The organism is Kitasatospora sp. NPDC030952 (assembly GCF_055571335.1).
Genome location: NZ_JBVIFM010000006.1, coordinates 285139 through 309231 on the forward strand (window position 1 = coordinate 285139; position 24093 = coordinate 309231).

A 24093-nucleotide genomic window follows, 5' to 3' on the forward strand; every position below is an offset into this window, starting at 1 on the left:
GCCTTTACCAACAATGGCAATCTCTTGAGAGAGTCTTGATGTCACGACGGTCTCAGGCCTCGTCCGGTTCCACGGACGGGGCCTTCTCCACGCGCAGGAGCCGGCGAATAGCCGCGATCCTGACGCTCGGTCTGCTGGTGCAGACCGGTGTCGCGGTGGACGCCATCACGGCGGCCCCCGCCGTCGCCGCGCCCACGCCCCCCGCGCCCCCGGCCGCCCCGGCCACCGAGGCGCCCGACGAGGCGTCCGCCCTGCTCTCGGCCCGGCTGCAGAAGCGGCGGATCGAAGTCACCGGCGCGCGCACCGAGTTCACCACCCTGTGGGCCAACCCGGACGGCACCCTCACCTCCGACCGGTCCACCGGGCCGATCCGGATGAAGGTCGGCGAGGCCTGGGTGCCCGTCGACACCACCCTGGTGCAGACGCCGGACGGCAAGGTCGCGCCGAAGGCCCACCCGGGCGGGGTGGTCTTCGAGGGCGGCGACGCCGGGGTGACGGTGGGCGACAGCCTGCCGAGCGCCGGGGCGACGACGGCGCCCAACAGCGCTCCGACTACCGCCCCGACGACGGCGCCCAGCGTCACGCCGACCGCCACCGGCACGCCCACCACCGGCACGCCGACCACCGGCACGCCCACCACCCCCGCCGCCACGCCGTCAGCGGGTGGCTCGACGTCGGCCACTGCCTCACCGTCGGCATCCCCGACCGCTTCGCCGTCGGCCGAGGCGACCCGGGCCTCCCGCGCCGGCGCCCGCGCCGCCGCGGCCCCGGCCGCCGACCCGAAGCCGACCGACCCGAAGCCCGCCGACCCGAAGCCCGCCGAGCGCGAGCTGGTCAAGATCGGCGCCGGTGAGCAGCAGGTCACATTCGGCTGGCTCGGCAAGCTGCCCAAGCCCAAGCTGGAGGGCAACAAGGCCACTTACGTCAACGCCCGCCCGGGCGTCGACCTGGTCCTGGAGGCCACCCGGACCGGCTTCGAGCAGTTCCTGATCGTCAAGGACCGCGCCGCCGTCGCCCAGACCGGCACCATGACGATCCCGCTCGACACCACCGGCCTCAGCGTCGCCCCGCAGCAGGACGGTTCGATCCAGCTGCTCGACAAGCCGAACGGCAAGACGGTCGTCCGGATCCCGGCCCCCGTCATGTGGGACGCCGCCGTCGACCAGGCCTCCCAGGAGCACCTGAACCGCGGCCCGGTGACGATGGAGCTGCGCGGCCAGGGCGCCGACACCGAGCTGGTGTTCACCCCGGACGCGGCGTTCCTCGCCGACCCGAAGACCCAGTTCCCGGTCACCATCGACCCGGTGGTGGACGTCGGCACGACCTTCGACACCTACGTCCAGACCAACGAGAACATCGACGCCTCCGCGTCGACCGACCTCAAACTGGGCAGCTACGACGGCAAGGTCGTGGCCCGGTCCTTCCTGACCATCCCGGGCGGCCCGTTCAACGGCAAGCAGATCCTGGGCGCCACGCTCCACCTCGCCAACTACCACTCCGCCTCGTGCACCCCGAAGCAGTGGGAGGTCTGGAACGCGGGCGGCGCGGCCGGGTGGACCCGCTGGGGCAACCAGCCCGCCATGGAGAAGAAGTGGGCCACCTCGAACGACACGTACGACGTGGCGGGCGACGGTGACAACCACGACTGCTACGCCCCGGACGGATCGTTCTGGGCCAACGCCGACGTCACCGAGATGATCCGGTACTTCGCCGGGTTCGGCTACGGCGACTACGGCTTCGCCCTCAAGGCGGCCGACGAGTCCAGCAGCCTGTCCTGGAAGCGGTTCAGCTCCGCGGAGGGCTACTGGCCGCCGTTCGTCTCGATCACGTACAACTCGGTTCCGCCGACGCCCTCCGTGGTCGACCTCCTGCCCTCCCAGCAGGGCGACCCGCGCTACACGAACTCGGCGACGCCCCGCTTCCAGGTCCTCGCGGCCGATCCGGACGGCGGCGAGGTCGGGGTCAACTTCGACCTGTGGCGCAACGGTTCGTACGTGACCGGCATCTACCGCAAGGTTCCCGCGAACACCTACGCACAGATCACTCCGGCCGATCTCGGCATCGCCAAGCTCGACGAGGGAGTGACGTACGGGATCTGGGCGCGTGTCTCGGACGAGCGCTCCGCGTCCGGCTGGGTCGGCACCAGCTTCATCATCGACACCGTCAAGCCCGGTACACCGTTCGTGAGTTCGTCCGACTACCCGGCGGACGGCCTCTGGCACGGCACCGCCAACCAGGCGGGCTCGTTCACCTTCTCACCCGCCCCCGGCACCGACGACACGGCGGCCTACGTCTACACCCTGGACGGCGGCACCCCCGTCACGGTCAACGCCACCGGGGCACATACCCTGTCGATCACCCCGACCACCGAGGGCCGGCGCGTCCTGTCCGTGCAGTCCAAGGACCGTGCGGGCAACCTGTCCCCGCCCGCGACGTACACCTTCCACGTCGGCCAGGCCGGCATCAGCTCGCCGGTCAACGGCACCCAGGCCGCCAAGCGCGTCAAGCTCTCGGTCGACGCGCAGACCCAGTTCAAGCGGGTCGTCTACCAGTACCGTCGCGGCCCCGGCGCCACCGAGTACAACGTCCCGCGCACCAACCTCACCAAGGCGGACAACACCCCGGTCACCGAGGACAAGCCGCGGTTGGCGGATCTCGGCACCCACGCCAACTGGAACGTGCTGGACACCCTCGGCCAGGTCGGCGGCGTCGTCCAGGTCCGCGCCGTGCTGTTCCCCGAGGACGGCTCCGGCAACGGCTACACCACCGTCTGGAACACCATGACGGTCGACCGCAACGCCGACGGCGCGGCCACCACCGAGGTGGGCCCGGGTTCGGTGAACCTGCTCACCGGTGACTACACCACCAGCACCACGGACGCCGGCGCGTTCGGCACCTCGGTCAGCCGTACCGCGTCCTCCCGCGACCTCGGTCGCGGCTGGCAGCCACAGGGCGAGCGACTGACCATCAACCAGCGTCAGATCGGCACCGACACCGCGGGCTTCACTCCCGGTCAGGCCACCGTCACACGCTCCACGGCGCGCGGCCACGACAGCTCGACCGACTCGCTGCTGATCAGCCCGGCCGCCTCCGGCTGGGACTCCTACGCCGCACTCGGCCCCGAGTACACCCTGGGCCAGGGCATGAAGCCCGGCCGCACCTACCGGCTCACCGGCTGGGTCTACGTCCCCGGCGCCACCGGCCTGGACACCCCGCTGGCCAACCGCGGCCTGCGGATGGTCGGCGTCTACCGCACCCCGGCCGGCTACGGCGAGACCGCCTCGCCGAAGGCCTCCTTCACCGACGGCTGGCAGCAGCTGACCGTCGACATGGCCGTCCCGGCCGACGCCACCGAGGCCTGGTTCCGCCTCTACAACGGCAACGCGGCCGGAAGCGGCAAGGAGGTCTTCTTCGACGACCTGTCACTGAAGGAGATCGTCGCCCCCTTCGGCCCCCAGTGGGCCGGCGGCCCCGACGCGGGCACCGGTTCGGAGCTGCGTTCGCTCTCGTTCCCGCAGTCCGACCTGGTCGAGATCAAGGGCAACGACGACAGCTCGCTGACCTTCGCCAAGGGCACCGACGGAACGTTCTTCCCCGAGCCCGGCGCCGAGTCCCTGAGCCTCAAGGCCGTCCCGGCCAAGTCCGGCGCGATCGTGCTGTCCACCACCGGCCAGTGCCTGGAGGTGCCCAACGGCGCCGCCGGCAACGGTGCCCGGCTGCAGCCGGCCGCCTGCACCGGCGCCGCCAACCAGCAGTGGACCCGCGGCGACGACCTCAGCCTGCGGCTGCTGGGCTACTGCCTGGACAACCCGTGGGGCCAGGTCGCCAACGGCACCCCGCTCACGCTGTGGGGCTGCAACGGCGGCGACAACCAGCAGTGGGAGGTCCGGCCCGACAACACGGTGACCAACCGGCACTCGGGCCAGTGCCTGGACGCCGACAAGGGCGCCTCGATCTGGGTCTGCTGGGCGGGCCCCAACCAGATCTGGGACGTCCAGACGGCCGGCACCACGTACGAGCTGACCGAGCTGGACGGCTCGAAGACCGTCTTCGCCCGCCAGGCCGGCTCCAACATCTACCAGGTGGTCAGCGAGACCGGGCCCGAGGCCAACTCGACGACCCGGTACCAGTACGACACCACCGACGGCCGCTCGCTGGTCAAGCGGGTCATCCCAGCCGTCGAACCCGGCGTCGACGACGTCAACGGCTGCACCGTCGACCCGCTGCCACGCGGCTGCCAGGTCCTCGAGTACGACTACGCCAAGGCCACCACGGCCACCGCGTCCGCCCCGGGTGACTACCTGGACCGGGTGCGCGGTGTGAAGGCCTGGTCGTGGAACCCGGCCACCTCCAAGCAGGAGGCGGTCGAGGTCGCCCGCTACGCCTATGACGACCGCGGCCGCCTGGCCGAGGCGTGGGACCCGCGTCTGGCCACCCCGTTGAAGACCACCTACGGCTACGACGACGCCGGGCGCCTCACCCGCGCCACCCCGGCCGGTCAACTGCCGTGGAACTTCGACTACGGCAAGGCCGCCGCCGACCAGGACCCGGGCCGTCTGCTGAAGGTGCGGCGCGCCGCGCTGGCGCAGGGCTCCAAGGACCAGGTCAGCGGTGAGACCGCCACCAGCGTCGTCTACGACGTGCCGCTGACCCGCGGCGCCGGCGGCCCGTACGACCTGGCCGGCCCGGACGTGGCCAAGTGGGCGCAGACCGACGCCCCGACGGACGCCACCGCCGTGTTCGACCCCGAGGACGCCCCTGGCACCAGCACGGCCACGGCCGCCAAGCCCGGTCCGGACGGCTACAAGCCGGCCAGCGTCCACTACCTCAACGCCTCCGGCAACGAGGTCAACACCGCCACCCCGTCCGTCACCCCCGGCGGTGACATCGACACCAAGGAGTACGACCGCTACGGCCACGTCGTGCGCACCCTGGAGGCCACCAACCGCTCCATCGCGCTCGGCACCCACCCGGAGGCCGACAAGTACGCGGCCGAACTGAACCTGCCCGCCGACTCCACCTCCCGCGCCCGTCTGCTCGACGCGCGCACCGTCTACACGGCCGACGGCCTGGACGTGACGGAGACCCTCGGCCCGGTCTACCGCGCCGCGCTCGCCGAGCAGGTCAACGGCCAGACCACCCCGGTCGCCGTGACCTCCGAGGCCGAGAAGCTGCCGCAGCTCGGCACCAACACCAAGATCCAGGTCGACAGCGACTGCTGCGGCCTCACCTGGTCCGGCGGCGCGCACCTGGGCATCCGCGGCACCGCAGCGGGCGCGTTCGACAGCATGCGGGTCAGCGTCCCCGAGGAGGGCGACTACGTCCTCTCCGGCCAGCTCACCAAGAACAGCGACCACGGCATCGTCCAGTGGGCAATCGACGGCCAGAACGTCGGCCAGCCGATCGACACCTACATCGCCACCGGCGTGGTCGCCCCGTTCACCGTCGGCCAATCGGTACACCTGGCGCGCGGCGACCACGAGCTCAAGCTCACCGTGGTCGACACCAACGCGGCCAGCGGCGGCGAGCGCTTCCACACCGGAATCGACACTGTCACCCTCACCAAGACGACCGTCAACCCGACCCTCCCGGTCGGCACTTCGGTGGTCGCCCGCGACCACAACACCAACACCTACGACGAAGGGAAGCCCGACGGCCAGGCCTACCACCTGGTCACCACCTCCACCGACGGCGCCCGCATCGACGGCTACGCCGACGACACCGAGCTGCGCGTCGCCAAGAACGGCTACGGCACGCCGATCGGCGGCACCTCCGGCTGGGCCCTGAAGAAGCCCACCTCGGTCACCACCGACGCGCTGGGTGCCAAGCTCACCAGCACCACGAGCTACGACGCCCAAGGCCGCACCGTCGAAACCCGCGTCCCAGGCAACGACGCCGCCGACGCCAACACCGTGAAGACCGCGTACTACGCGGCCGGTGCCAACGCGGCCGCTCCCGCCTGTGCCAACCGACCCGAGTGGGCGGGCCTGGTCTGCACCACGACCCCGGGCGCGGCCGTCACCGGGGCGGACTCCGCCCGGATGCCGACCACCCTGCCGGTCAAGCAGATCACCCGTTACTCGCGCGGCGGCAAGCCGGAGGAGGTCGTCGAGACCAACGCCGGCAAGACCCGCAAGTCGGCGACGGTGTACGACGACGTCGACCGGCCGGTCTCCACCGAGACCACCGGCGACGAGGGCGCGGCGGTGCCGAAGTCCGAGACCACGTACGACCCCGCCACCGGTGGGACCGTCAAGGTCACCACGGACGGCCGATCGGTCAGCACGGTCCGCGACGCCCTCGGCCGGACCACCTCCTACACCGACGGCGACGGTGCGACGACCACGACCGAGTACGACAAGTTCGGCAAGCCGGTCAAGGTCGTCGACCCCACCGGCTCGCTCTCCTTCACCTACGACCGGGCCAAGGAACCGCGTGGCCTGCTCACTTCGGTGACCGACAGCAAGGCCGGCGAGTTCACCGCCAAGTACAGTCCGGACGGGCAGCTCGTCGAGCAGACCTACCCCGGTGGCATCGTCCGCAAGGACACGCTCAACGCCTCCGGAAAGGCCGTGGCCCGCAGCTACACCCGGGCCTCGGACAGCGCGGTGATCTGGGCGCAGACCAACGAGGTCTCCACCCAGGGCCAGGTGGTGAAGGACAGCACCGGCACCGGTAGCAAGAGCTACGGCTACGACCGCCTGGGCCGCCTGGTCAAGGCGGAACACGGCAGCACCAGCAGCGGCTGCACCACCCGGATCTACACCTACGACAACCACTACAACCGCACGAGCAAGGACCTCTCGGGGCCAGCCGGCGACGGCAGCTGCACCACCGCCGGCGCCGCTACGACCACGACCACCTACGACAGCGCCGACCGGATCACAAACGCCGGCTACCAGTACGACGCGTTCGGCCGCACGGTCAAGACCCCGGCCGGCACCACCATCGGCTACCGGGTCAACGACCTGGTCGCCTCCCAGGAGACCGCCGACACCCGGCAGACCTGGACCCTCGACCCGGCAGGCCGCCTGAACGGCAGCACCACCGCCAAGAAGCAGGCCGACGGCAGCTGGTCCACCACCGCCACCAAGCTCAACCACTACGGCGATGAGGGTGACAGCCCGCGCTGGATCGTCGAGGACCCCGCCAGCGGCGCCTGGACCCGCTACGTCCCGGGTACCAGCGGTGACCTCGCCGCCACGATCTCCGACAAGGGAGAGACCCAGCTCCAACTCACCAACCTGTTCGGCTCGGTGGTCCTCACCAGCGACCCCGCCCTCACCAAGCCCGTCCTCCTCGACGCCGACGAGTACGGCAACCCCGCCACCGGCCAGCCCGCCACCCGCTACGGCTGGCTCGGCGGCAAGCAGCGCTCCGGCGAGGCCCAGGACGGCCTGATCCTGATGGGCGTCCGCCTCTACAACCCGGCCACCGGCCGCTTCCTGTCCACGGACCCGGTCGCGGGCGGTAGCGCCAACGCCTACGAGTACGGCTTCGGCGACCCGATCAACAATTACGACCTCGACGGTCGGGTCTGCCTGGTCGGCAAGAACCCGAACGGCTCCTGCCGCGGTGCCCGCCAAGCAAAGGCGGTCGGAAAGTTCGTCAAGAACAACCGGGGCGCACTCGCCACCGGTGCGGCAACCGCCGGCTGCCTGGTCCCTGCCGTCGGCTGGGCGGCCTGTGCCGGTATGCAGGGTGCCGCATACGGCGTCCGGGCTCAGCAGCGGGCCTCCGAGGGCGGTGGCTGGCGTCGTACCTGGCGCGCCAACGCGGCGGACGGCGCGTTCAGCCTCATGAGCTTCGGCGTCACGGCCGCCGGCCGTAACGCCGCACTCGGCGGCTGGTCCCGCTGGCGGGAGGCACGACGGGGCTTCAAGCCCTGGAGCAAGCCGGCCTGGAGCCTCAGGACGAGCCCGGTGAAGCCGAGCAGTCCGATCCAACCGGTGTTCGGTGGCTACACGCTCGCCACGCTGGTTCCCGCGGTGCTGAATTTCTTCTTCAAGCCGTTCAACTTCTAGATTGTCCGATCAGTGGGCATTGATCCACTGAACCACCATGTCAGGGCGCCGTCCGGTCTCCGGACGGCGCCCCGGCGCACAACGTGACTGGGGTAACACCATGCAGAAGCGGCGCAGTCCCTGGACGATCGTCTACTTCCTGATCGGGCTCCTGTGCGCACTGATCGCGACCTCGACGGCGGCGTTCGCCACCAGGGTCGACGACCTGATCCCGATCGTTCTCACCGGAGTTCCCGCGCTGGTTCTGATGGTGCGCTCGCCGATGTACGGGGTGTCCTTCGGGCCGTCCGGGCTGAAGTACTCCGGGCTGCTCCGGGCACGCTCGTACACCTGGTCCGAGATCGAGAGAGTGGAATCCGCCACCACTTCGGGACTGCTCTTCTCCTCCGACCTCCCCGAACTGGTGCTGACCAACGGCAAGTCCGACCAACTGCCGCTACTGGCGGGATACGGCTGGGGCAGGAAGGCGAACACGAGGGTGGAATCGCTCGTGGCCGACATGGAAAGGGTGCGGGTTGCCTCGCACGGTATCTGAGGGGCAACCTGGGCGGCTTTCTGCGCCCCCCTTTGCCATGGTCCGTCTGAATCCTCCAGTGGATCGCCACGAGCCCAACTCCGCTGAATTCTCACAACGTTCCGGCACGAACCATGACGTGTTTGGCGAGGGGCGGTCGAGGGCGCTGGAGGCCGGGCTTGGGGCCCCGACGTTGCCGTTGCCGGCGGCGTTGTCGGCGGGGTTGCGCGGGGCCGACTGAGGGGCTCTCGGCGCGCAGGAGGCCGAGGAGGTCGGGGAAGCCGGTGCCGAGGACGGCGACCGGCCCGCCGCGGGGCTCGCGGCGGGCCGGTCAACCGGGCGGCGGGGGGCTACTTGACCGGGTGCGGGTGCCCCAGGTGCGGGAAGGTCGGGAGCAGGTCGGTGTGGGGGCCGATGTGGTCGCTGGTGACCTTGCCGCCGGAGACCATGGTGAGCCGGGCGGAGGTCACGTCGTCGACCAGGGTGCGGCCGTTGGGGTAGCCGGCCGGACGGGAGCGGTCGTAGCGGAGGATGTCGGGGAGGACGAGCTTGAGGGTCTCGGTGGCGGCCTCGGTGGTGTAGTCGCCGGTGTGCTGGAGAACGGCCGTCCAGGGCTCGCGGTAGGTGTCCCAGTCGTCGGCGGGCTCGCCCGCGTTGTACGCGTCCTTGACCTCCTCGGTGTTGAAGTAGGCGGTGAGGGACGGGTGGGCGCCCCGGTCGACGGAGATCAGCCGGCCGTCCTGGCGCAGGCTGACCCGGCCCCAGAGGCCGATGGCCGGGTCCGGGCCGAGGTCGGCGTCCGGGACTTCGAGGGCGATGCCGAAGACGTTGGCGCCGGCCATCGCGTCCTTGCCGGTCCAGGTGAAGTCGTTGACGATGCCTTCGAGGTCGGCGAAGAAGGGGTCGCTGCGCAGGCCGACGGAGAGCTTGTAGCCGTTGGCCTCGATCACGTCGGGCGCGTCGCCGAAGGCCACCGGGGCGTCGGAGAAGAGCACGTCGCCGGCCGGTTCGTGCTTCTGGGCGGCGGAGCCGGTGGACCGGTGGACGGTGACGGTCTGTGCGCCGGTCCCGCTCTCCGGGGCGGAGAAGGTGAAGGAGTACGCGACGTCGGCGCGGTGGTCGCCATCGCTGTCGATGTTGATCCGGTAGACGGCGTCGGGGTGGAACTCGGCGGCCTGGGTGGGCGCGTACGGGTTCACGTTCAGGATCAGCACGGTCCGGCCGGGTGCGTCGGCCGCCGGGAAGGCGAACAGGTCGGTCATGTCGAGGCGGGCATCGCCGCGCGGGGAGCGGAGGTTGGGGCCGCTGAGGTGGTGGGACATGGGGCTTTTGGTAACAGGCGGCGCCCGTCGGTACGGCGCCGACACCCGCACGGCGGCGCGCTGTCCGCCGATCGGCGGCAGCGACCCGGGACGGGCGGGACCGGCGCACGCGGGCGGGCGGAGCGGGCGCTGACACGCCGGGGACGCGCCGCTGTTCACTCGCACGAGTGATTGCCTACGGTATGCACACGGACCGACACTCGGAGTATCCGGAGAGCTCGTGGGGCTCTCCCGGCGCAAGGAGTGACGCCATGACCGCAGCCGAATCCTCCGCCTCCGAGATCCCGCAGATCGCGGGCCACTCCGAGCCCACCGGCCACGGCCGGGACCTCGCGGCGATCGGCGGCAACGTCGGCTCCGTGTACCGGGCCTGGTGGACCTGGACCCCGTCGCACGGGATCTTCAACCTCCAGCTCCAGTGGAACGTCATCGGGATCGACTCCACCGTCGTCATCACCGCCTCCGAGATCGACTCCAACGGGCACCGGTTCGTCGGTGCCGCCGCCCTCCAGGTGTCGAGCATCGCCCCGGGCAACGGGATCGTCACCTTCAAGATCAACATCGACTGGGGCAGCTCGCTGCCGATGCGCACCGACGTCCTGGTCTTCAACTGACCGGACCCCCGGCGCGCACGGAACAACGCGCACGGAACAAGCAGAACAAGCAGAACAAACGGAACGCCAGGAGTGGGAAGTCGGCCCGGCCGACTTCCCACTCTGCCGCTTCCACGCCTGACGCCGCATCAGCCCGGGGATGTAAACCCGTGGGCCAATGCGGGCGGGCGGGAGATCAATCGGTGGGCCGATGCCGCCGTCCGGCAGCGCGTGACAGCGTCCTCGCCATGGACACCACGCCGTTCACCGGCCCCACCGGACCGACCCGCCGTCGCGTACTGGGCACCGCACTGGCCCTGGGCGCCGCCGCCCCGCTCGGCCTGGCCTCCACCGCCCGGGCGGACGCCCCCACCCCGGCACCCGTTCCCACGCCGGGCCGGCTCACCCTGCCCGAGCCCACCGGCCCGCACCGCGTCGGCACCGTCGACCTGCACCTGCGCGACACCTCCCGGCCGGACCCGTTCGCCGGCGCCGGCCGGTACCGCGAGCTGATGGCCGCCGTCTGGTACCCGGCCCGGAAGGCCGACGAACTCCCGCTCGCCCCCTGGCTGAGCGACGGCGCCCTGAAGGCCTTCCTGGACGACGCCGGCTACCAGCTCCCGCTCACCCTTGCCCCGCTCACCGCGGCCCGCCTGGGCGCGCCCGTCCACCGCCCCGGCCACCGGCTTCCCGTCATCGTCTACTCGCACGGCGCCCACGCCCACCGGGCCGTCAACACCGTCATCGTCCAGGAACTCGCCAGCCACGGCTACGTCGTGGTCACCGTCGACCACACCTGGGACGCCTTCACCGAGTTCCCCGACGGCCGCGTGCTCACCCCGTGGATCGAGGGCGCCCCCCGGATCGGCCCGAACGACTGCGCCGCCGACGCCCGCTTCGTGCTGGACTGCGTCGAGGAACTCGCCGCCGGACGCAACCCCGACGTCGACGGCAAGACCCTCCCCGAGGGCCTGCTCGGCGCCCCCGACCCGCTCGACGTCGGCATGTTCGGCTGGTCCAAGGGCGGTTCGGCCACCGCCGCCGTCATCATGGCCGACCGCCGGGTCCGGGCCGGCTTCGCCATCGACGGTCCGATGGCGGCGATCACCATCACCGACCTCGACCGGCCGTTCATGATGATGACCGCCGAGTTCGGCCGCGACCAGAACCCGGACGCCGTCACCTTCTGGAACCACCTGCACGGCTGGCGGCTCAACATCCAGGCCGACGGCGTCGTCCACGGCTCCTACGAGGACGCCGCCGTCCTGCTTCCCCAGGTCGGCAAGGTGCTCGGCATCCCCGAGCAGCAGATCCAGCAGCAGGTCGGCACCCTGCCCGCCGACAGCTCGGTCCGCATCCAGCAGGCCTACCCGCTCGCCTTCTTCGACCGCCACCTCCGGCACCGCCGCGGCGCCCTCCTCGACGGCCCGTCCCCGAAGTTCCCGGAGGTCAAGTTCCTGCCGTGAGGCCGGAAACGGGGAGGCCGGTACGGGGGCGGCCGGCACGGGGGTGCGGCCGCCCCGCTTCCCGGGACGGGCGGGGGACGTCCCGGGGAAGCCGGGACGGTGGAGGGACGGTGACGCGGCGCCCGAGAGTGGGAGCGCTGATCCATCGTCCCGTACCGCCCCGGAGGACTCCATGCGTTCCATCACCCGCAAGGCCGCCACGATCGGCGCCACCCTGACCCTGGCGGTGTCCGGGGCAGTGCTCGCGGCCGGACCGGCCTCGGCCGCCACCAGCTGCTACGCGAGCAGCTGCACCGGCCTGGACCCGGCCAACACCACCTGCGCCAACGACGCCATCACCGTCTCCACCGACGGTCCGCTGGAGCTGCGCTACAGCCCGTCCTGCCGGGCAGCCTGGGCACGGGACAAGTACGCGATCGTCGGTGAGTCCGTGGACATCGCCAACACCCTCAACGACAGCTACGGCGCCGTCACGTACTCGGGCGGCTCCATCTGGACCGCGATGGTCAACGACAAGGACATCAAGTCGCAGGCCACCTCCAACTCCACCGCTGTCTTCATCAGGAAGACCGACTGGTACTGATCGACCGCGCAGCGGCCCCCGTCGAGCGGTGTGCTCGACAGGGGCCGCTGGGTGTCCCGGGGCGGTCAGACCGACATGCCCTGGGTGGCGGTGGCGGTGGCGGTGGGTGGGGTGGTGCTGCCGGCGGTGGTGCCGAGGGTGTGTTCGATCTTGGCGACGGCGCTGCGGTACTGCAGGGCGGCGGCCTGGGGGTCGGCGCCCTGGCGTTGGAAGTAGCCGTAGGCGAGGCCGACGGTGCCGAAGCGTTCGACGCCGACGAAGGCGCTGAGCTGGACGCCGGCGAGGGTGCCGTCGAGGCGGGCGGCGGGGGCGTCCGGGCGGTCGCCGAGGGTGACGGGGGTGACGGTGAAGGTCACCGTCACCCCGATGGCGGAGCCGAAGGTGATGGTGTGGCAGGTCTTCAGCGCGTCGGCGACGGTGTTGACGTCGGCGGTGAGCCTGCCGGAGTCCTCGGCGGCGAGGGCCTCGGTGACCATCGGGTTGCCGTCGGGGCCGTCCAGTTCGGTTTCGGCGCGCGGGGTCGCCGGGTCGGGGGCGGTGGCGTGCATGTTGATGAGGGCGTTGAGCGCGTCGCAGCCGGTGACAGGGGTCGGGTTGGCGCTCGGGCCGGAGCTGGGGGTGGGGGTGGCGGGCGCCTCGGTGTAGCCCGGGCCGAGGTCGTTCGCGGTGAGCAGCGCCGACTTCAGCTGGTCGGCGGACGGCAGCGGCGGTACGGCCGCGCCGCCGACGGCACCTGCGGTGCCCGCCGGGCCCAGGGCGGCCGCCGCGACCAGGGCCGCGGCGGCGAGGGCGTGGAGAGTCCTCGGGAGGGACATGCTGGCCCCCGGTCGAGTGGTCGGGCAGGGACAGGCAACCAGTGTCCCACCGGGGCCGGGGCGGGGCGCGCGGGCAGGCGTCCTCGCAGGTCAGCGGGGTGCGGGCGGGAGAGGCGGGGCCCGCGGCGCGGTGCCGCGGGCCCCGGTGCGCCGGGTAGCCCCCCGACTGCCCGACGTCAGATGGCCGCGGCCAGTTCGGTGCCCTGCTTGATGGCCCGCTTGGCGTCCAGTTCGGCGGCCACGTCCGCGCCGCCGATGACGTGCACGGACAGGCCGCGCTCGCGCAGCGCGTCCGCGAGGTCGCGGCGCGGTTCCTGGCCGGTGCAGAGCACCACGGTGTCCACGGGCAGCAGTTGGCGTTCGCCGTCGACGGTGTAGTGCAGTCCGGCGTCGTCGATGAGGTCGTACGTGGCGCCGGCGACCATCACCACGCCGCGGTGCTTGAGTTCGGTGCGGTGGATCCAGCCGGTGGTCTTGCCGAGTCCGGCGCCGACCTTGCCGGTCTTGCGCTGCAGCAGGTGGACGCTGCGCGGGGGCTTCGGCCGCTCGGGGGCGCGCAGGCCGCCGCGCTCGCGGTACTCCGGGTCGATGCCCCACTTCGCCTGGAACACGGGCGGGTTGAGGCTGGCCTGGTCGCCCTGGTCGGTGAGGAACTCGGCCACGTCGAAGCCGATCCCGCCCGCGCCGAGGATGGCGACCCGCTCGCCGACCGGCGCTCCGTCGCGCAGCACGTCGAGGTAGCCGAGCACGCTGGGGTGGTCGATTCCGGGGATGTCGACGGGAGTCCGGGGCGTGACGCCGGTGGCGAGGACGATCTCGTCGTGCTCGGCCGCGGCGAGCTGTTCGGCGGTCAGGACGGCGCCGAGGCGCTGGGTGACGCCCAACTCGGCCAGGCGGGTGCGGTAGTAGCGCAGCGTCTCGGTGAACTCCTCCTTGCCGGGGATCCGCCGGGCGATGTTCAGCTGGCCGCCGATGGTGTCGGCGGCGTCGTAGAGCGTGACGGTGTGGCCGCGTTCGGCGGCGGAGACGGCGAAGGCGAGGCCGGCCGGGCCGGCGCCGACGACGCCGATGGACTTGCGCACCTTGGTGGGGGCGAGGACGAGTTCGGTCTCGTGGCAGGCGCGCGGGTTGACCAGGCAGGAGGTGATCTGGAGGTTGAAGGTGTGGTCCAGGCAGGCCTGGTTGCAGCCGATGCAGGTGTTGATGGCGTCGGCGCGGTCCTCCCGCGCCTTGGCGACGAAGTCGGCGTCGGCGAGCAGCGGGCGGGCCATCGAGACCAGGTCGGCGCAGCCGTCGGCGAGCAACTGCTCGGCGATCTCGGGGGTGTTGATGCGGTTGGTGGTGACCAGCGGGATGCCGACCCGGCCCATCACCCGCCGGGTGACCCAGGCGAAGGCGCCGCGCGGCACCGAGGTGGCGATGGTGGGGATGCGGGCCTCGTGCCAGCCGATGCCGGTGTTGATGATGCTCGCGCCGGCGGCCTCGACGGCCTGGGCGAGCTGGACCACCTCGTCGAGGGTGGATCCGCCGGGGACGAGGTCGAGCATGGAGAGCCGGTAGACGATGATGAAGTCCTCGCCGACCCGCTCGCGGACCCGGCGGACGATCTCCACCGGGAAGCGCGTCCGCCGCTCGTAGTCGCCACCCCACTCGTCCTGGCGGTGGTTGGTGGCGGCGACGATGAACTCGTTGATCAGGTAGCCCTCGGAGCCCATGATCTCGACGCCGTCGTAGCCGGCCCGGCGGGCGAGTTCGGCGCAGCGGGCGAAGTCCTCGATGGTCTGCTCGACCTGTTCGGCGGTGAGCTCGTTGGGGACGAAGGGGCTGATCGGGGCCTGGAGGGCGCTGGGGGCGACCAGGTCGCGGTGGTAGGCGTAGCGGCCGAAGTGCAGGATCTGCAGGGCGATCTTCCCGCCGGCGGCGTGCACGGCGTCGGTGACCACCCGGTGCTCGTCGGCCTCCGCCTCGGTGGTCAGCATGGCGCCGCCCTCCCAGGGGCGCCCGGCCTCGTTGGGGGCGATGCCGCCGGTGACGATCAGGCCGACGCCGCCGCGGGCGCGCTCGGCGTAGAAGGCGGCCATCCGCTGGTAGCCGCCGGGGGCCTCCTCCAGGCCGACGTGCATCGAGCCCATGACCACCCGGTTGGGGAGGGTGGTGAAGCCCAGGTCGAGCGGGCTGAGCAGGTGCGGGTAGCGGCTGCTGCCGGGGGTCCAGCTCATCGACGTCTCCTGAGGGGGCGGCCAGTGGGGATGGTTACCGCAGAGTAGGCGACGGCCGACGTGCTATGCAACTAGTTGCATAGGGCCGACGGAGAAGCCCCGGCACACCGCGACCGGGCGGCGTATCGTCGTGCCGTCGCCTGTCGGAACCTGCCGTCGCGCGCCGACGGCACGGACGCCGAGAAGCGCCGGACGCGCCGGACGCGCAGGGCACGCAGGGCACGCAGAGCACGCAGCAGACGCAGGGCGCGCAGGGCGCGCAGCAGACGCAACAGGGACCCGGGAGAGGGGACGACCGTGCGGGGTGGCTCGGTGGCCGTGGTCGGCGGCAGCATCGCCGGAAGCGCGTTCGCCGGGGCGGCCGCCCGGCTCGGCGCGGAGCGGGTCGTGGTGCTGGAACGCAGCCCGGGCCGGCTGGAGGACCGCGGCCTGGGGATCTGCACCCACAACGACCGCTTCGCCGAACTGGTCGACGCCGGCCACCTCGCCCCGGACACCCGCCGCCACCGGCTCACCGTGCGCCGCTGGGTCACCCGGGGGCCGGCCGGCGAGGGCGACGGCCCGCACGGGCGCGGGCGGCTGCTCTGGGCCCAGCCCTTCCCGTTCCACTCCCACCACTGGGCGGTGCTCTGGCAGGCCCTGCGCGAGAAGGCCCCGGCGGCGGTGGAGTACCGGCTGGGCACCACCGTGACGGCGGTCGGCGGCGACCCGGACGGCGCCTGGACGGAGCAGGCCGACGGCACCCGCACCCCGTACGACCTGGTGATCGGCGCGGACGGCTACCGCTCCGTGGTGCGCGCCGCGGTCTGCCCGCGGGCCGAGCCCGAGTACGCCGGGTACGTCTGCTGGCGCGGCAGCTACGACTCCGCGCTGCTGGACGGGCTGCCCGGCGGGGCCGCGGCCTGGCCGGAGGAGGAGTGCGCCACCGTCTGCTACGGCGGCGGCCAGGTGGTGCTCTACCGGATCCCCGGGCTCACCCCCGGACGCACCCAGGTGAACTGGGTCTTCTACGCGCCCACCCCGGACTGGCTGCGCCTGGACGGCCCGACCGCCGTCGCCGCCGGCGCCCTCACCGGGGAACAGCTGGACGAGATGCGGGAGTTCGCCGAGCGGCAGCTGCCGCCGTACTGGGCCGGGGTGATCGCGCTGACTCCGCCCGAGCGGACCCTGCTGCAGCCGGTCTACGACCTGGCGGCCCCGCACCGCACGGCCGGACGGCTGCTCATCGGCGGGGACGCGGCGACCATCGTCCGCCCGCACAACACCAGCGGCGCGGTGAAGGCGCTGCAGGACGCGTACGCCTTCGAGCAGGCCGGGCTACGGCTGGGCGGTGGCTCCTGGGCGCCGCTGCTGGCCGCGTACGACCGTGAACGGACCGCCGCCGGGCTGGAGTTGGTGGACCTGGGCCGCACGCTGGGCCGGGCGCAGGTGACCGCGGCGCCGGACTGGTCGGCGATGGACGAACCGGCGATGGACGCCTGGTGGCGGGGCCAGCTCGCCCCCGGCGCGGGCTTCGGCGGCCACGCACTCGGACATGCCGCCGGACACGCCGCCGGACACGCCGCCGGGCGGGCCGGCTGAGCCGACCCGCCCGGGCGCACCCCTCGGGGAGGGATCAGACGTTGACGCCGTAGTCGGTGGCGATGCCGCGCAGACCGGAGGCGTAACCCTGCCCTATCGCGCGGAACTTCCACTCGGCGCCGTTGCGGTACAGCTCGCCGAAGACCATCGCGGTCTCGGTGGAGGCGTCCTCGGTGAGGTCGTAGCGGGCGATCTCCTGGCCGTTGGCCTGGTTGACGATCCGGATGAAGGCGTTGCGGACCTGCCCGAAGTTCTGCAGCCGGGCGTCGGCGTCGTAGATCGACACCGGGAAGACCACCTTGGCGACGTCGGCCGGCACCCGGTCCAGGTCGACCTTGATCTGCTCGTCGTCGCCGTCGCCGCCACCGGTCAGGTTGTCGCCGCTGTGCTCGACCGAACCGTCGGGGCTGCGGAGGTTGTTGAAGAAGACGAAGTGCTGGTCCGAGACGACCTTGCCGAGCGCGTTGCAGAGCAGCGCACTGGCGTCCAGGTCGTAGTCGGCCCCGGTGGTGGTGCGGACGGCCCAGCCGAGACCGACGATCACGGCGCTCAGACCGGGCGCCTCCTTGCTCAGCGAGACGTTGCCGCCCTTGGCCAGCGAAACTCCCACAATGCCCTCCTCGGATCTCTCCCTGCGGACGAATCTACAACACTGTAGAGATCACGAGAATCCGCCTGCGGGCTGGCCCCGCCCCGGGGATTTCTCAGGGGCCGGGGAGGGAACCGATCGCCCCCGGCCGTGATCCCTCCGCGCACCGGCCACCGTACCGGCCGGGGCGCCGGGAGGGTACGGCCCTCATAGACTGGCGGTGGATCCCTGGCCGTCCCCGTTCCGAGGCCCCCGCGGGAGGTTCCCATGCGCCAGCGGTACAGCTTCCACCTCGACCGGGACGGTCACTCGGTCACCGTCAACGTCCGCTCCGGCTGGATCACCGAGACCGAACTGCTGGTGGACGGCAAGGAGTGCGCCTTCCACCGCACCCACGGCCACGGCGGCTACCCGCTGACACTGTCCGGGCAGCTCGCCGAGGAGCCGCCGCGGCCGCTGGCCGTACGGCTGGACCGGACCGGCCGGGCGGAGCACCCGCTGGCCTGCGTGCTGGAGTTCGCGGGCGCCGAGCACCCGATGCCGGAACGCACCGCCCGCTGAGGCCCCCGGCCGCACTGCCGTCCGCGGTCGGGCCGGCCCCGCTACCGCGCGGCGGTGTCCCCGAGGATCTCCTCGACCGCCTTCCGGGCCCGCTCGGCGTCCTCCGCCACCAGCCCGATCCTGGTCCGCCGGTCCAGCACGTCGGCGGCGTCCAGGGCGCCCTCGTGGGTGATCGCGTACGCGACCTCCGCGCGGGTCACGTCGATGCCCTCCGCCACCGGCGCCGACTCCCCCGCCGCCAGCACCTCGTGGGACAGGCCGCCGTGCCGGGCGACCAGCGAGGCGGGCACCCCTTGGATCGGCAGCGGGCGGCTGTCCCGGTGGCCGGGGGCGCCGACCAGCGGCAGCCGGGCCGTCCAGCAGGTACGGGCGGGCAGGCCGCGCAGCCGGACGGCGGCGTCCACGGCGTCCTCGGCCATCCGCCGGTAGGTGGTGAGCTTGCCGCCGACCACGGTGACCACCCCGGACGGGGACTCCAGCACCGCGTGCTCCCGGGAGATGTCGGCGGTGCTGCCGCCCCCGGTGTCGATCAGCGGGCGCAGCCCGGCGTAGACGCCGCGGACGTCCGCCCTGGTCAGCGCGGTGGCCAGGGCGGCGTTGACGGTGTCGAGGAGGAAGGTCAGCTCGGCCTCGGTGGGCTGCGGCTCGTCCGGGACGGGGCCGGGGGCGTCCTCGTCGGTCAGGCCGATCGCGACCCGGCCGAGCTGCTGCGGCAGCGCGAACACGAAGCGGCTGGTGGAGCCGGGCACCGGCACGGTGAGCGCGGCCGCCGGGTGGCCCAGGGTCGCGGCGTCCACCAGCAGGTGGGTGCCGCGGCTGGGGCGCAGCTTGATCGAGGTGTCCACCTCGCCGGCCCACACCCCGGTGGCGTTGATCACCGCGCCCGCCGTGACGGTCAGCGTCTGCCCGCTCAGCGCGTCGACCAGCCGGGCCGACGTCCCGGTGACGGACTCGGCCCGCACCCGGGTCAGCACGCTCGCCCCGTACTGCGCGGCGGTGCGCGCCAGGGCGACCACCAGCCGCGCGTCGTCGACGAGTTGGCCGTCGTGGGCGACCAGGGCGCCGCGCAGTCCGGCGGTCCGGACGGCCGGCGCCAGCTGCCTGGTCCGGGCCGCGTCGATCCGGCGCATCCGGGGCAGCAGCGCGCCCGGCGTGCCGGCGCTCAGCCGCAGGGCGTCGCCCGCGTGGAAGCCGGCGCGGATCAGCGAGGCCTGCCCCGGGCGCAGCAAGTCGGGGAGCAGCGGCACCAGTTGGGGCAGCGCGCGGACCAGGTGCGGGGCGGTGCGGGTCATCAGCACACCGCGCTCGACGGCGCTCTCCCGGGCCACCTTGACCCGCCCGGAGGCGAGGTAGCGCAGGCCGCCGTGCACCAGCTTGGAACTCCAGCGGCTGGTGCCGAAGGCCAGGTCGCGGGACTCCACGAGTACCGTCCGCAGGCCGCGCGCGGCGGCGTCCAGCGCCACCCCGGCGCCGGTCACCCCGCCGCCGATCACCAGCAGGTCGATGTGCGGATCGTCGACGAGCGCGTCGAGCTCGCGCAGCCGGCGGACGGCGTTCAGCTGGGCGGTTCCCGCGTACGGGCCGGCCTCGGGCGTCATGGTGCGAGGTATCCGTTCAGTGCTCGGGCCAGTTCGCGCCGCCAGGCCGCCTCCGGCAGCAGGGAGGCCACCATGCGGTGCGACTGGACGGTGGACTGGGCGATCAGCAGGACCATGGCGGCCAGTTCGGTCGGCTCGCCGGCCCGGACGGAGCCGTCGGCCTGGCCCCGCTCGATGCCGGAGCGCAGCGCCTCCAGCAGGCCGCGCTGGCTGGCGCCGAGGCGCTCGACGACGTACTGGAGCAGCAGGTCGGAGTCGTCGGAGTGGAGCAGCGCGCCGAGCACCGGGTGGTCGCGCAGCCGGACGGCGACCTCCACCACCCGGTCCACGAAGGCCTCCCGGCCGACCACCTCCAGCGAGGCGCGCTCCAGGGTGGCCAGGATCTCGCGGGTGAGCAGCGCTCCGATCACCGCCTGGACGTCCGGCCAGCGCCGGTAGACGGTCGGGCGGCTGACTCCGGCGCGGCGGGCGATCTCCGCCAGCTGGGTGCGGCGCACGCCGAGGTGCACGACCAGGTCGGCGGCGGCGTCCAGGATCGCGTCATCGGTGCTGCGCGGCTCAGTGCTGCGCGGCTCGGCGCTGCGGAGCTCAGCGCCTCGCCGCTCGGTGCCGTGCGGCTCGGTGCTGCGGGGTTTCGCAGCCTTGACCGGCCCTCCGGCCGTGGCGTTACTACTTGACATGATGTGTGAAACTGTAACGCATGGCACCTGAGACGCAAGCGGGACCGGCCGACGCCGCCCTGCCCCTCCCCCCGATGAAGTGGAACGCCTGGGGCGACCCGGCCCTCGCCAAGGAACTGTCCGCGGACATCAAGGGACTGCTCGCCGCCGCCCTCGGCGTCACCGGCGACGCCGCGCCCGGGCCGAGCGCCGCCGAGGTCGTCCTGCGTCCGTCCCGGATCACCGCCGAGGACCTCAAGGCCCTGGCCGACGCCGTCGGCGAGACCCACGTCAGCGCCGCCGACGCCGACCGGCTGCCCCGGGCCGGCGGCAAGTCCACCCCCGACCTGCTGCGCCGCCGCAGCCGCGAGGCCCAGGACGCCCCCGACGCCGTCGTGCTGCCCGGCGACGAGGCCGAGATCGCCGCCGTCCTCGCCGTCTGCGCCGAACGCCGGATCGCCGTCGTCCCGTTCGGCGGCGGCACCAGCGTGGTCGGCGGGCTCGACCCCGAGCGCGGCCCCTTCCAGGCCGTCGTCTCGCTCGACCTGCGCCGCCTCGACCGGCTGCTCGCCCTCGACGAGACCTCCGGCGAGGCCGTCCTCGGCGCCGGGCTCACCGGCCCCGCGGCGGAGGCGCTGCTCGCCGAACGCGGCTGGGAGCTCGGCCACTACCCGCAGAGCTTCCGCTACGCCACCATCGGCGGCTTCGCCGCCACCCGCTCCTCCGGCCAGGACTCGGCCGGGCACGGGCGCTTCGACGAGATGGTCCGGGGCCTGCGCGTGGTCACCCCCGCCGGGACGCTCGACCTCGGCCGGGCCCCCGCCTCCGCCGCCGGCCCCGACCTGCGCCAGCTGTTCCTCGGCTCCGAGGGCACCCTCGGCGTGATCACCGCCGTGCGCCTGCGGGTCCACCCGCTGCCCGCCGTCAAGGCCTACGAGGCGTGGAGCTTCCCCGACTTCGCCACCGGGACGGCCGCGCTGCGCGCCGTCGAGCAGCAGGGCACCGGCCCGACCGTGATCCGGCTCTCCGACGAGGCCGAGACCATGGTCAACCTCGCCACGACCGAGCAGATCGGCGGCGCCCCCGCCGTCACCGGCTGCCTGGCCGTCACCGTCTTCGAGGGCACCGCCGAACAGGTCGCCGCCCGGCACGACCTCACCCGCGAGGTGCTGCTCGCCGCCGGCGGCACCTCGCTCGGCGAGCCGCCCGCCCGGGCCTGGGAGCACGGCCGGTTCAACGCCCCCTACCTGCGCGACTCGCTGCTCAGCGCCGGCGCGCTGTGCGAGACCCTGGAGACGGCGGCCGAGTGGGGCCGGCTGGCCGAACTGCGCACCGCCGTCACCGGGGCGCTCACCACCGCCCTGCCCGGCGCGCTCGTGCTCTGCCACATCTCGCACGTCTACCCGACCGGCGCCTCGCTCTACTTCACCGTCGTCGCCGCCCTCGGCGAGGACCCGCTCACCCGGTGGGGCACCGCCAAGCGGGCCGCCGGCGACGCCATCGTGCGCACCGGCGGCACCATCAGCCACCACCACGCCGTCGGCGCCGACCACCGGCCCTGGATGACCGAGGAGATCGGCGACCTCGGCGTGCGCATCCTGCGCGCCGTCAAGGCCGAACTCGACCCGGCGGGCATCCTCAACCCCGGGAAGCTGATCCCGTGACCGGACCGAGAACCGTCATCCGCAGGGTCACCGTTCTCACCAACCCGGCGGCGGGCATCGGCCACGCCGAACCCGCCGCCCACCGGGCCGTCGCCCGGCTGCGCGCCCTCGGCGTCGAGGTCGAGCCGCAGGCCGGGCAGTCCGCCGACGACGCCGTCCGCCTCGCCCGCGAGGCGGCGGCCGGCGGGGCCGACGCGGTGGTCGTGGTCGGCGGCGACGGCATGGTCAACCTGGCCCTCCAGGCCCTCGCCGGCACGGCCGTCCCGCTCGGCCTGATCCCGGCCGGCACCGGCAACGACCACGCCCGCGAGTACGGCCTGCCGATCGACTCCCCCGAGGCCGCCGCCGAGGTCATCGCCGCCGGGCGCACCCGCGGCGTCGACCTCGGCCGGATCACCGGCCCGGACGGCGCCGTCCGCTGGTACGGCTCCGTCCTCGCCAGCGGCTTCGACTCGCTGGTCAGCGACCGCGCCAACCGGCTTCGCTGGCCCCGCGGCCGGATGCGCTACAACCTCGCCATCCTCGCCGAGTTCGCCAACCTGCGCCCGCTGCCGTTCCGGCTCACCCTCGCCGACGGCACCGTCATCGAACGCGACCTCACCCTCGCCGCCGTCGGCAACACCCGCAGCTACGGCGGCGGCATGCTGATCTGCCCGGCCGCCCTGCCCGACGACGGACTGCTGGACGTCACCCTCGTCGACGCCATGCCCCGGCTGCGGATCGCCCGCTTCTTCCCCACCCTCTTCAAGGGCACCCACACCACCCACCCGGAGGTCACCACCCTGCGCACCGAGTCGCTGCGGATCGAGTCCCCCGGCATCACCGCCTACGCGGACGGCGAGTTCATCACCGCTCTCCCCGTCGACGTGGCGGTCCACCGCGAGGCCCTCCGGCTACTGGTGCCCTGACCCCCCCGTCCCGCGCTCAGCCGACCAGGCGGCGGCGCCAGAGCAGCGGGCGTATCTCGATCGCGTCGGAGGGGTCGCCGCTCCAGAGCGTCGGCAGGCCGACGGCCGCCAGGGCGGTGACCACCTCCTCGCCGACGGCCGTGGTGGTCGCCGGGGAGCCGTCGAAGCCGCCGTAGAGCAGGGACAGTCCGCGGCCGGCGGCGGCCGACTCGGTGCACTGGGAGTGGAAGTAGACGAACCCCCGGGCCTCCGGCCGCCCGGCCGCGCCGATCTCCGCCTCACCGCAGGAGCGGCAGCAGGTGAAGTCCTCCCGGGCGGTGATGCCGGCCGCCTCCAGAGCGGCGAAGGCCCGGGCGAGGCGTTCCGGGTCGGTCTCGCCGATCCAGCCGCTCTGCTCGCCGATCCGCTCCAGCCAGAGCCGGTCGGCGAGTTGCTCGGCCTGGGCCGGGGAGAGCGGGCGGCGCTCGCCGGAGACCAGGTACTCCTCGGCGTGCTCGGCGAGCCGGGCGCGGTCGGTGTAGCCGCAGGCGAGGGTCAGCCGCAGCTGGTCCTCCAGCTGCTGCCGTTCCTCGGGCTCCAGCACCGGCGCGGGCACCGGCTCGGCGGCCGGGCCGAAGTCCAGCCGCTCCCACGCCAGGGCGTCACCCCAGCCCGGCTCCTGCCGCGCCCAGGCCGTCATCGCCGCGAGCACCGTCTCCGGCCCGTCCACCCGCACCTCGAAGTGCCGGGCGGCGGAGCCGTCGCGGTGCTCCAGGGTGTAGCCGCCGCCGGCCTTGTGCCAGACCTGGATGTACACGTCCGGCAGGTCCGGTATCCGCTGCACGACGAGGAAGGTGTCGGCCCCGGCGCCGATGCGCCGGACCAACCCCGCCAGTTCGTCCGCGGTCACCCTGAGGTGCCGCGCGTCGTTCGTCTGCACCGTGATCGCCAGCATGACGTCACCCTCGCACAGCCCACCGACAATCCGGGCGGCGCAGGCAAGGTCGGCCGGACAGGG

16 protein-coding genes are annotated in these 24093 nt (G+C 73.0%); 9 read left to right on the top strand and 7 right to left on the bottom strand.

What is annotated here, in order from left to right:
* Positions 1–38: 38 nt before the first annotated feature.
* The gene (locus ACZ47G_RS14875; protein WP_465742533.1) at positions 39–8024 is read left to right on the top strand and encodes a ricin-type beta-trefoil lectin domain protein; all 7986 of its coding nucleotides are present in this window, start codon (positions 39–41) and stop codon (positions 8022–8024) included.
* Positions 8025–8124: 100 nt separating this feature from the next.
* Positions 8125–8559: a hypothetical protein gene (locus ACZ47G_RS14880; RefSeq protein WP_465742535.1), complete on the top strand. Its 435-nt coding sequence runs from the start codon at positions 8125–8127 to the stop codon at positions 8557–8559.
* A gap of 329 nt (positions 8560–8888) precedes the next feature.
* On the opposite strand, the gene ACZ47G_RS14885 is transcribed toward ACZ47G_RS14880, so the two are convergent.
* Positions 8889–9860 (bottom strand): DUF4331 family protein, encoded by a 972-nt coding sequence (locus ACZ47G_RS14885; RefSeq protein ID WP_465742537.1) that lies wholly within the window; start codon positions 9858–9860, stop codon positions 8889–8891.
* Between the two features lie 251 nt (positions 9861–10111).
* On the opposite strand from ACZ47G_RS14885, the gene ACZ47G_RS14890 reads away from it, so the two are divergent.
* The 3 genes from ACZ47G_RS14890 (at position 10112) to ACZ47G_RS14900 (ending at position 12502) form a co-directional block, all read left to right on the top strand.
* On the top strand, positions 10112–10474 hold the full coding sequence (locus ACZ47G_RS14890; RefSeq protein ID WP_465742539.1) for a hypothetical protein: 363 nt from the start codon (positions 10112–10114) through the stop codon (positions 10472–10474).
* Positions 10475–10701: 227 nt separating this feature from the next.
* Positions 10702–11919, top strand: coding sequence for an alpha/beta hydrolase family protein (locus ACZ47G_RS14895; RefSeq protein WP_465742541.1), 1218 nt, complete (start codon positions 10702–10704; stop codon positions 11917–11919).
* A gap of 172 nt (positions 11920–12091) precedes the next feature.
* On the top strand, positions 12092–12502 hold the full coding sequence (locus ACZ47G_RS14900; RefSeq protein WP_465742543.1) for a DUF2690 domain-containing protein: 411 nt from the start codon (positions 12092–12094) through the stop codon (positions 12500–12502).
* Positions 12503–12567: 65 nt separating this feature from the next.
* Here ACZ47G_RS14900 and ACZ47G_RS14905 read toward each other — a convergent pair whose 3' ends face one another.
* Both ACZ47G_RS14905 and ACZ47G_RS14910 read right to left on the bottom strand, forming a co-directional pair.
* Positions 12568–13317, bottom strand: coding sequence for a hypothetical protein (locus tag ACZ47G_RS14905; protein WP_465742545.1), 750 nt, complete (start codon positions 13315–13317; stop codon positions 12568–12570).
* 176 nt (positions 13318–13493) lie between these two features.
* On the bottom strand, positions 13494–15536 hold the full coding sequence (locus tag ACZ47G_RS14910) for an oxidoreductase (protein ID WP_465742547.1): 2043 nt from the start codon (positions 15534–15536) through the stop codon (positions 13494–13496).
* Between the two features lie 297 nt (positions 15537–15833).
* Between ACZ47G_RS14910 and ACZ47G_RS14915 the strand changes: the two genes are divergently transcribed.
* Complete coding sequence (locus tag ACZ47G_RS14915) at positions 15834–17117, top strand: FAD binding domain-containing protein (RefSeq protein WP_465742549.1); 1284 nt, start codon at positions 15834–15836, stop codon at positions 17115–17117.
* A 34-nt stretch (positions 17118–17151) separates the two neighbouring features.
* Here ACZ47G_RS14915 and ACZ47G_RS14920 read toward each other — a convergent pair whose 3' ends face one another.
* Positions 17152–17727 carry a TerD family protein gene (locus ACZ47G_RS14920; protein ID WP_465742551.1) on the bottom strand — a complete coding sequence of 192 codons (576 nt, stop codon included), beginning with the start codon at positions 17725–17727 and terminating at the stop codon, positions 17152–17154.
* A 246-nt stretch (positions 17728–17973) separates the two neighbouring features.
* On the opposite strand from ACZ47G_RS14920, the gene ACZ47G_RS14925 reads away from it, so the two are divergent.
* Positions 17974–18267 carry a hypothetical protein gene (locus tag ACZ47G_RS14925; RefSeq protein WP_465742553.1) on the top strand — a complete coding sequence of 98 codons (294 nt, stop codon included), beginning with the start codon at positions 17974–17976 and terminating at the stop codon, positions 18265–18267.
* Positions 18268–18308: 41 nt separating this feature from the next.
* Here the strand turns inward: ACZ47G_RS14925 and ACZ47G_RS14930 are convergent, their stop codons facing one another.
* Together ACZ47G_RS14930 and ACZ47G_RS14935 are read right to left on the bottom strand one after the other, a co-directional pair.
* Positions 18309–19865, bottom strand: coding sequence for a glycerol-3-phosphate dehydrogenase/oxidase (locus ACZ47G_RS14930; protein ID WP_465742555.1), 1557 nt, complete (start codon positions 19863–19865; stop codon positions 18309–18311).
* Entirely contained in the window at positions 19862–20545 is a 684-nt protein-coding gene (locus ACZ47G_RS14935; RefSeq protein WP_465742557.1) for a TetR/AcrR family transcriptional regulator, read from the bottom strand. Before ACZ47G_RS14935 ends, ACZ47G_RS14930 begins: the two co-directional genes overlap by 4 nt.
* 20 nt (positions 20546–20565) lie before the next feature.
* On the opposite strand from ACZ47G_RS14935, the gene ACZ47G_RS14940 reads away from it, so the two are divergent.
* Both ACZ47G_RS14940 and ACZ47G_RS14945 read left to right on the top strand, forming a co-directional pair.
* Positions 20566–22188 (top strand): FAD-binding oxidoreductase, encoded by a 1623-nt coding sequence (locus ACZ47G_RS14940; RefSeq protein ID WP_465742559.1) that lies wholly within the window; start codon positions 20566–20568, stop codon positions 22186–22188.
* Positions 22185–23096, top strand: a complete 912-nt coding sequence (locus tag ACZ47G_RS14945; protein ID WP_380451472.1) for a diacylglycerol kinase — start codon at positions 22185–22187, stop codon at positions 23094–23096. Before ACZ47G_RS14940 ends, ACZ47G_RS14945 begins: the two co-directional genes overlap by 4 nt.
* A 16-nt stretch (positions 23097–23112) precedes the next feature.
* Here ACZ47G_RS14945 and ACZ47G_RS14950 read toward each other — a convergent pair whose 3' ends face one another.
* Positions 23113–24030, bottom strand: coding sequence for a DUF6891 domain-containing protein (locus tag ACZ47G_RS14950; RefSeq protein WP_465742561.1), 918 nt, complete (start codon positions 24028–24030; stop codon positions 23113–23115).
* Positions 24031–24093 lie beyond the last annotated feature (63 nt).

Bases quoted from the DNA above. Each gene is read 5' to 3' on its own strand.
- ACZ47G_RS14875 (WP_465742533.1), top strand. From the start codon at position 39: ATGTCACGACGGTCTCAGGCCTCGTCCGGTTCCACGGACGGGGCCTTC.
- ACZ47G_RS14880 (WP_465742535.1), top strand. From the start codon at position 8,125: ATGCAGAAGCGGCGCAGTCCCTGGACGATCGTCTACTTCCTGATCGGG.
- ACZ47G_RS14885 (WP_465742537.1), bottom strand. From the start codon at position 9,860: ATGTCCCACCACCTCAGCGGCCCCAACCTCCGCTCCCCGCGCGGCGAT.
- ACZ47G_RS14890 (WP_465742539.1), top strand. From the start codon at position 10,112: ATGACCGCAGCCGAATCCTCCGCCTCCGAGATCCCGCAGATCGCGGGC.
- ACZ47G_RS14895 (WP_465742541.1), top strand. From the start codon at position 10,702: ATGGACACCACGCCGTTCACCGGCCCCACCGGACCGACCCGCCGTCGC.
- ACZ47G_RS14900 (WP_465742543.1), top strand. From the start codon at position 12,092: ATGCGTTCCATCACCCGCAAGGCCGCCACGATCGGCGCCACCCTGACC.
- ACZ47G_RS14905 (WP_465742545.1), bottom strand. From the start codon at position 13,317: ATGTCCCTCCCGAGGACTCTCCACGCCCTCGCCGCCGCGGCCCTGGTC.
- ACZ47G_RS14910 (WP_465742547.1), bottom strand. From the start codon at position 15,536: ATGAGCTGGACCCCCGGCAGCAGCCGCTACCCGCACCTGCTCAGCCCG.
- ACZ47G_RS14925 (WP_465742553.1), top strand. From the start codon at position 17,974: ATGCGCCAGCGGTACAGCTTCCACCTCGACCGGGACGGTCACTCGGTC.
- ACZ47G_RS14930 (WP_465742555.1), bottom strand. From the start codon at position 19,865: ATGACGCCCGAGGCCGGCCCGTACGCGGGAACCGCCCAGCTGAACGCC.
- ACZ47G_RS14935 (WP_465742557.1), bottom strand. From the start codon at position 20,545: ATGTCAAGTAGTAACGCCACGGCCGGAGGGCCGGTCAAGGCTGCGAAA.
- ACZ47G_RS14940 (WP_465742559.1), top strand. From the start codon at position 20,566: ATGGCACCTGAGACGCAAGCGGGACCGGCCGACGCCGCCCTGCCCCTC.
- ACZ47G_RS14950 (WP_465742561.1), bottom strand. From the start codon at position 24,030: ATGCTGGCGATCACGGTGCAGACGAACGACGCGCGGCACCTCAGGGTG.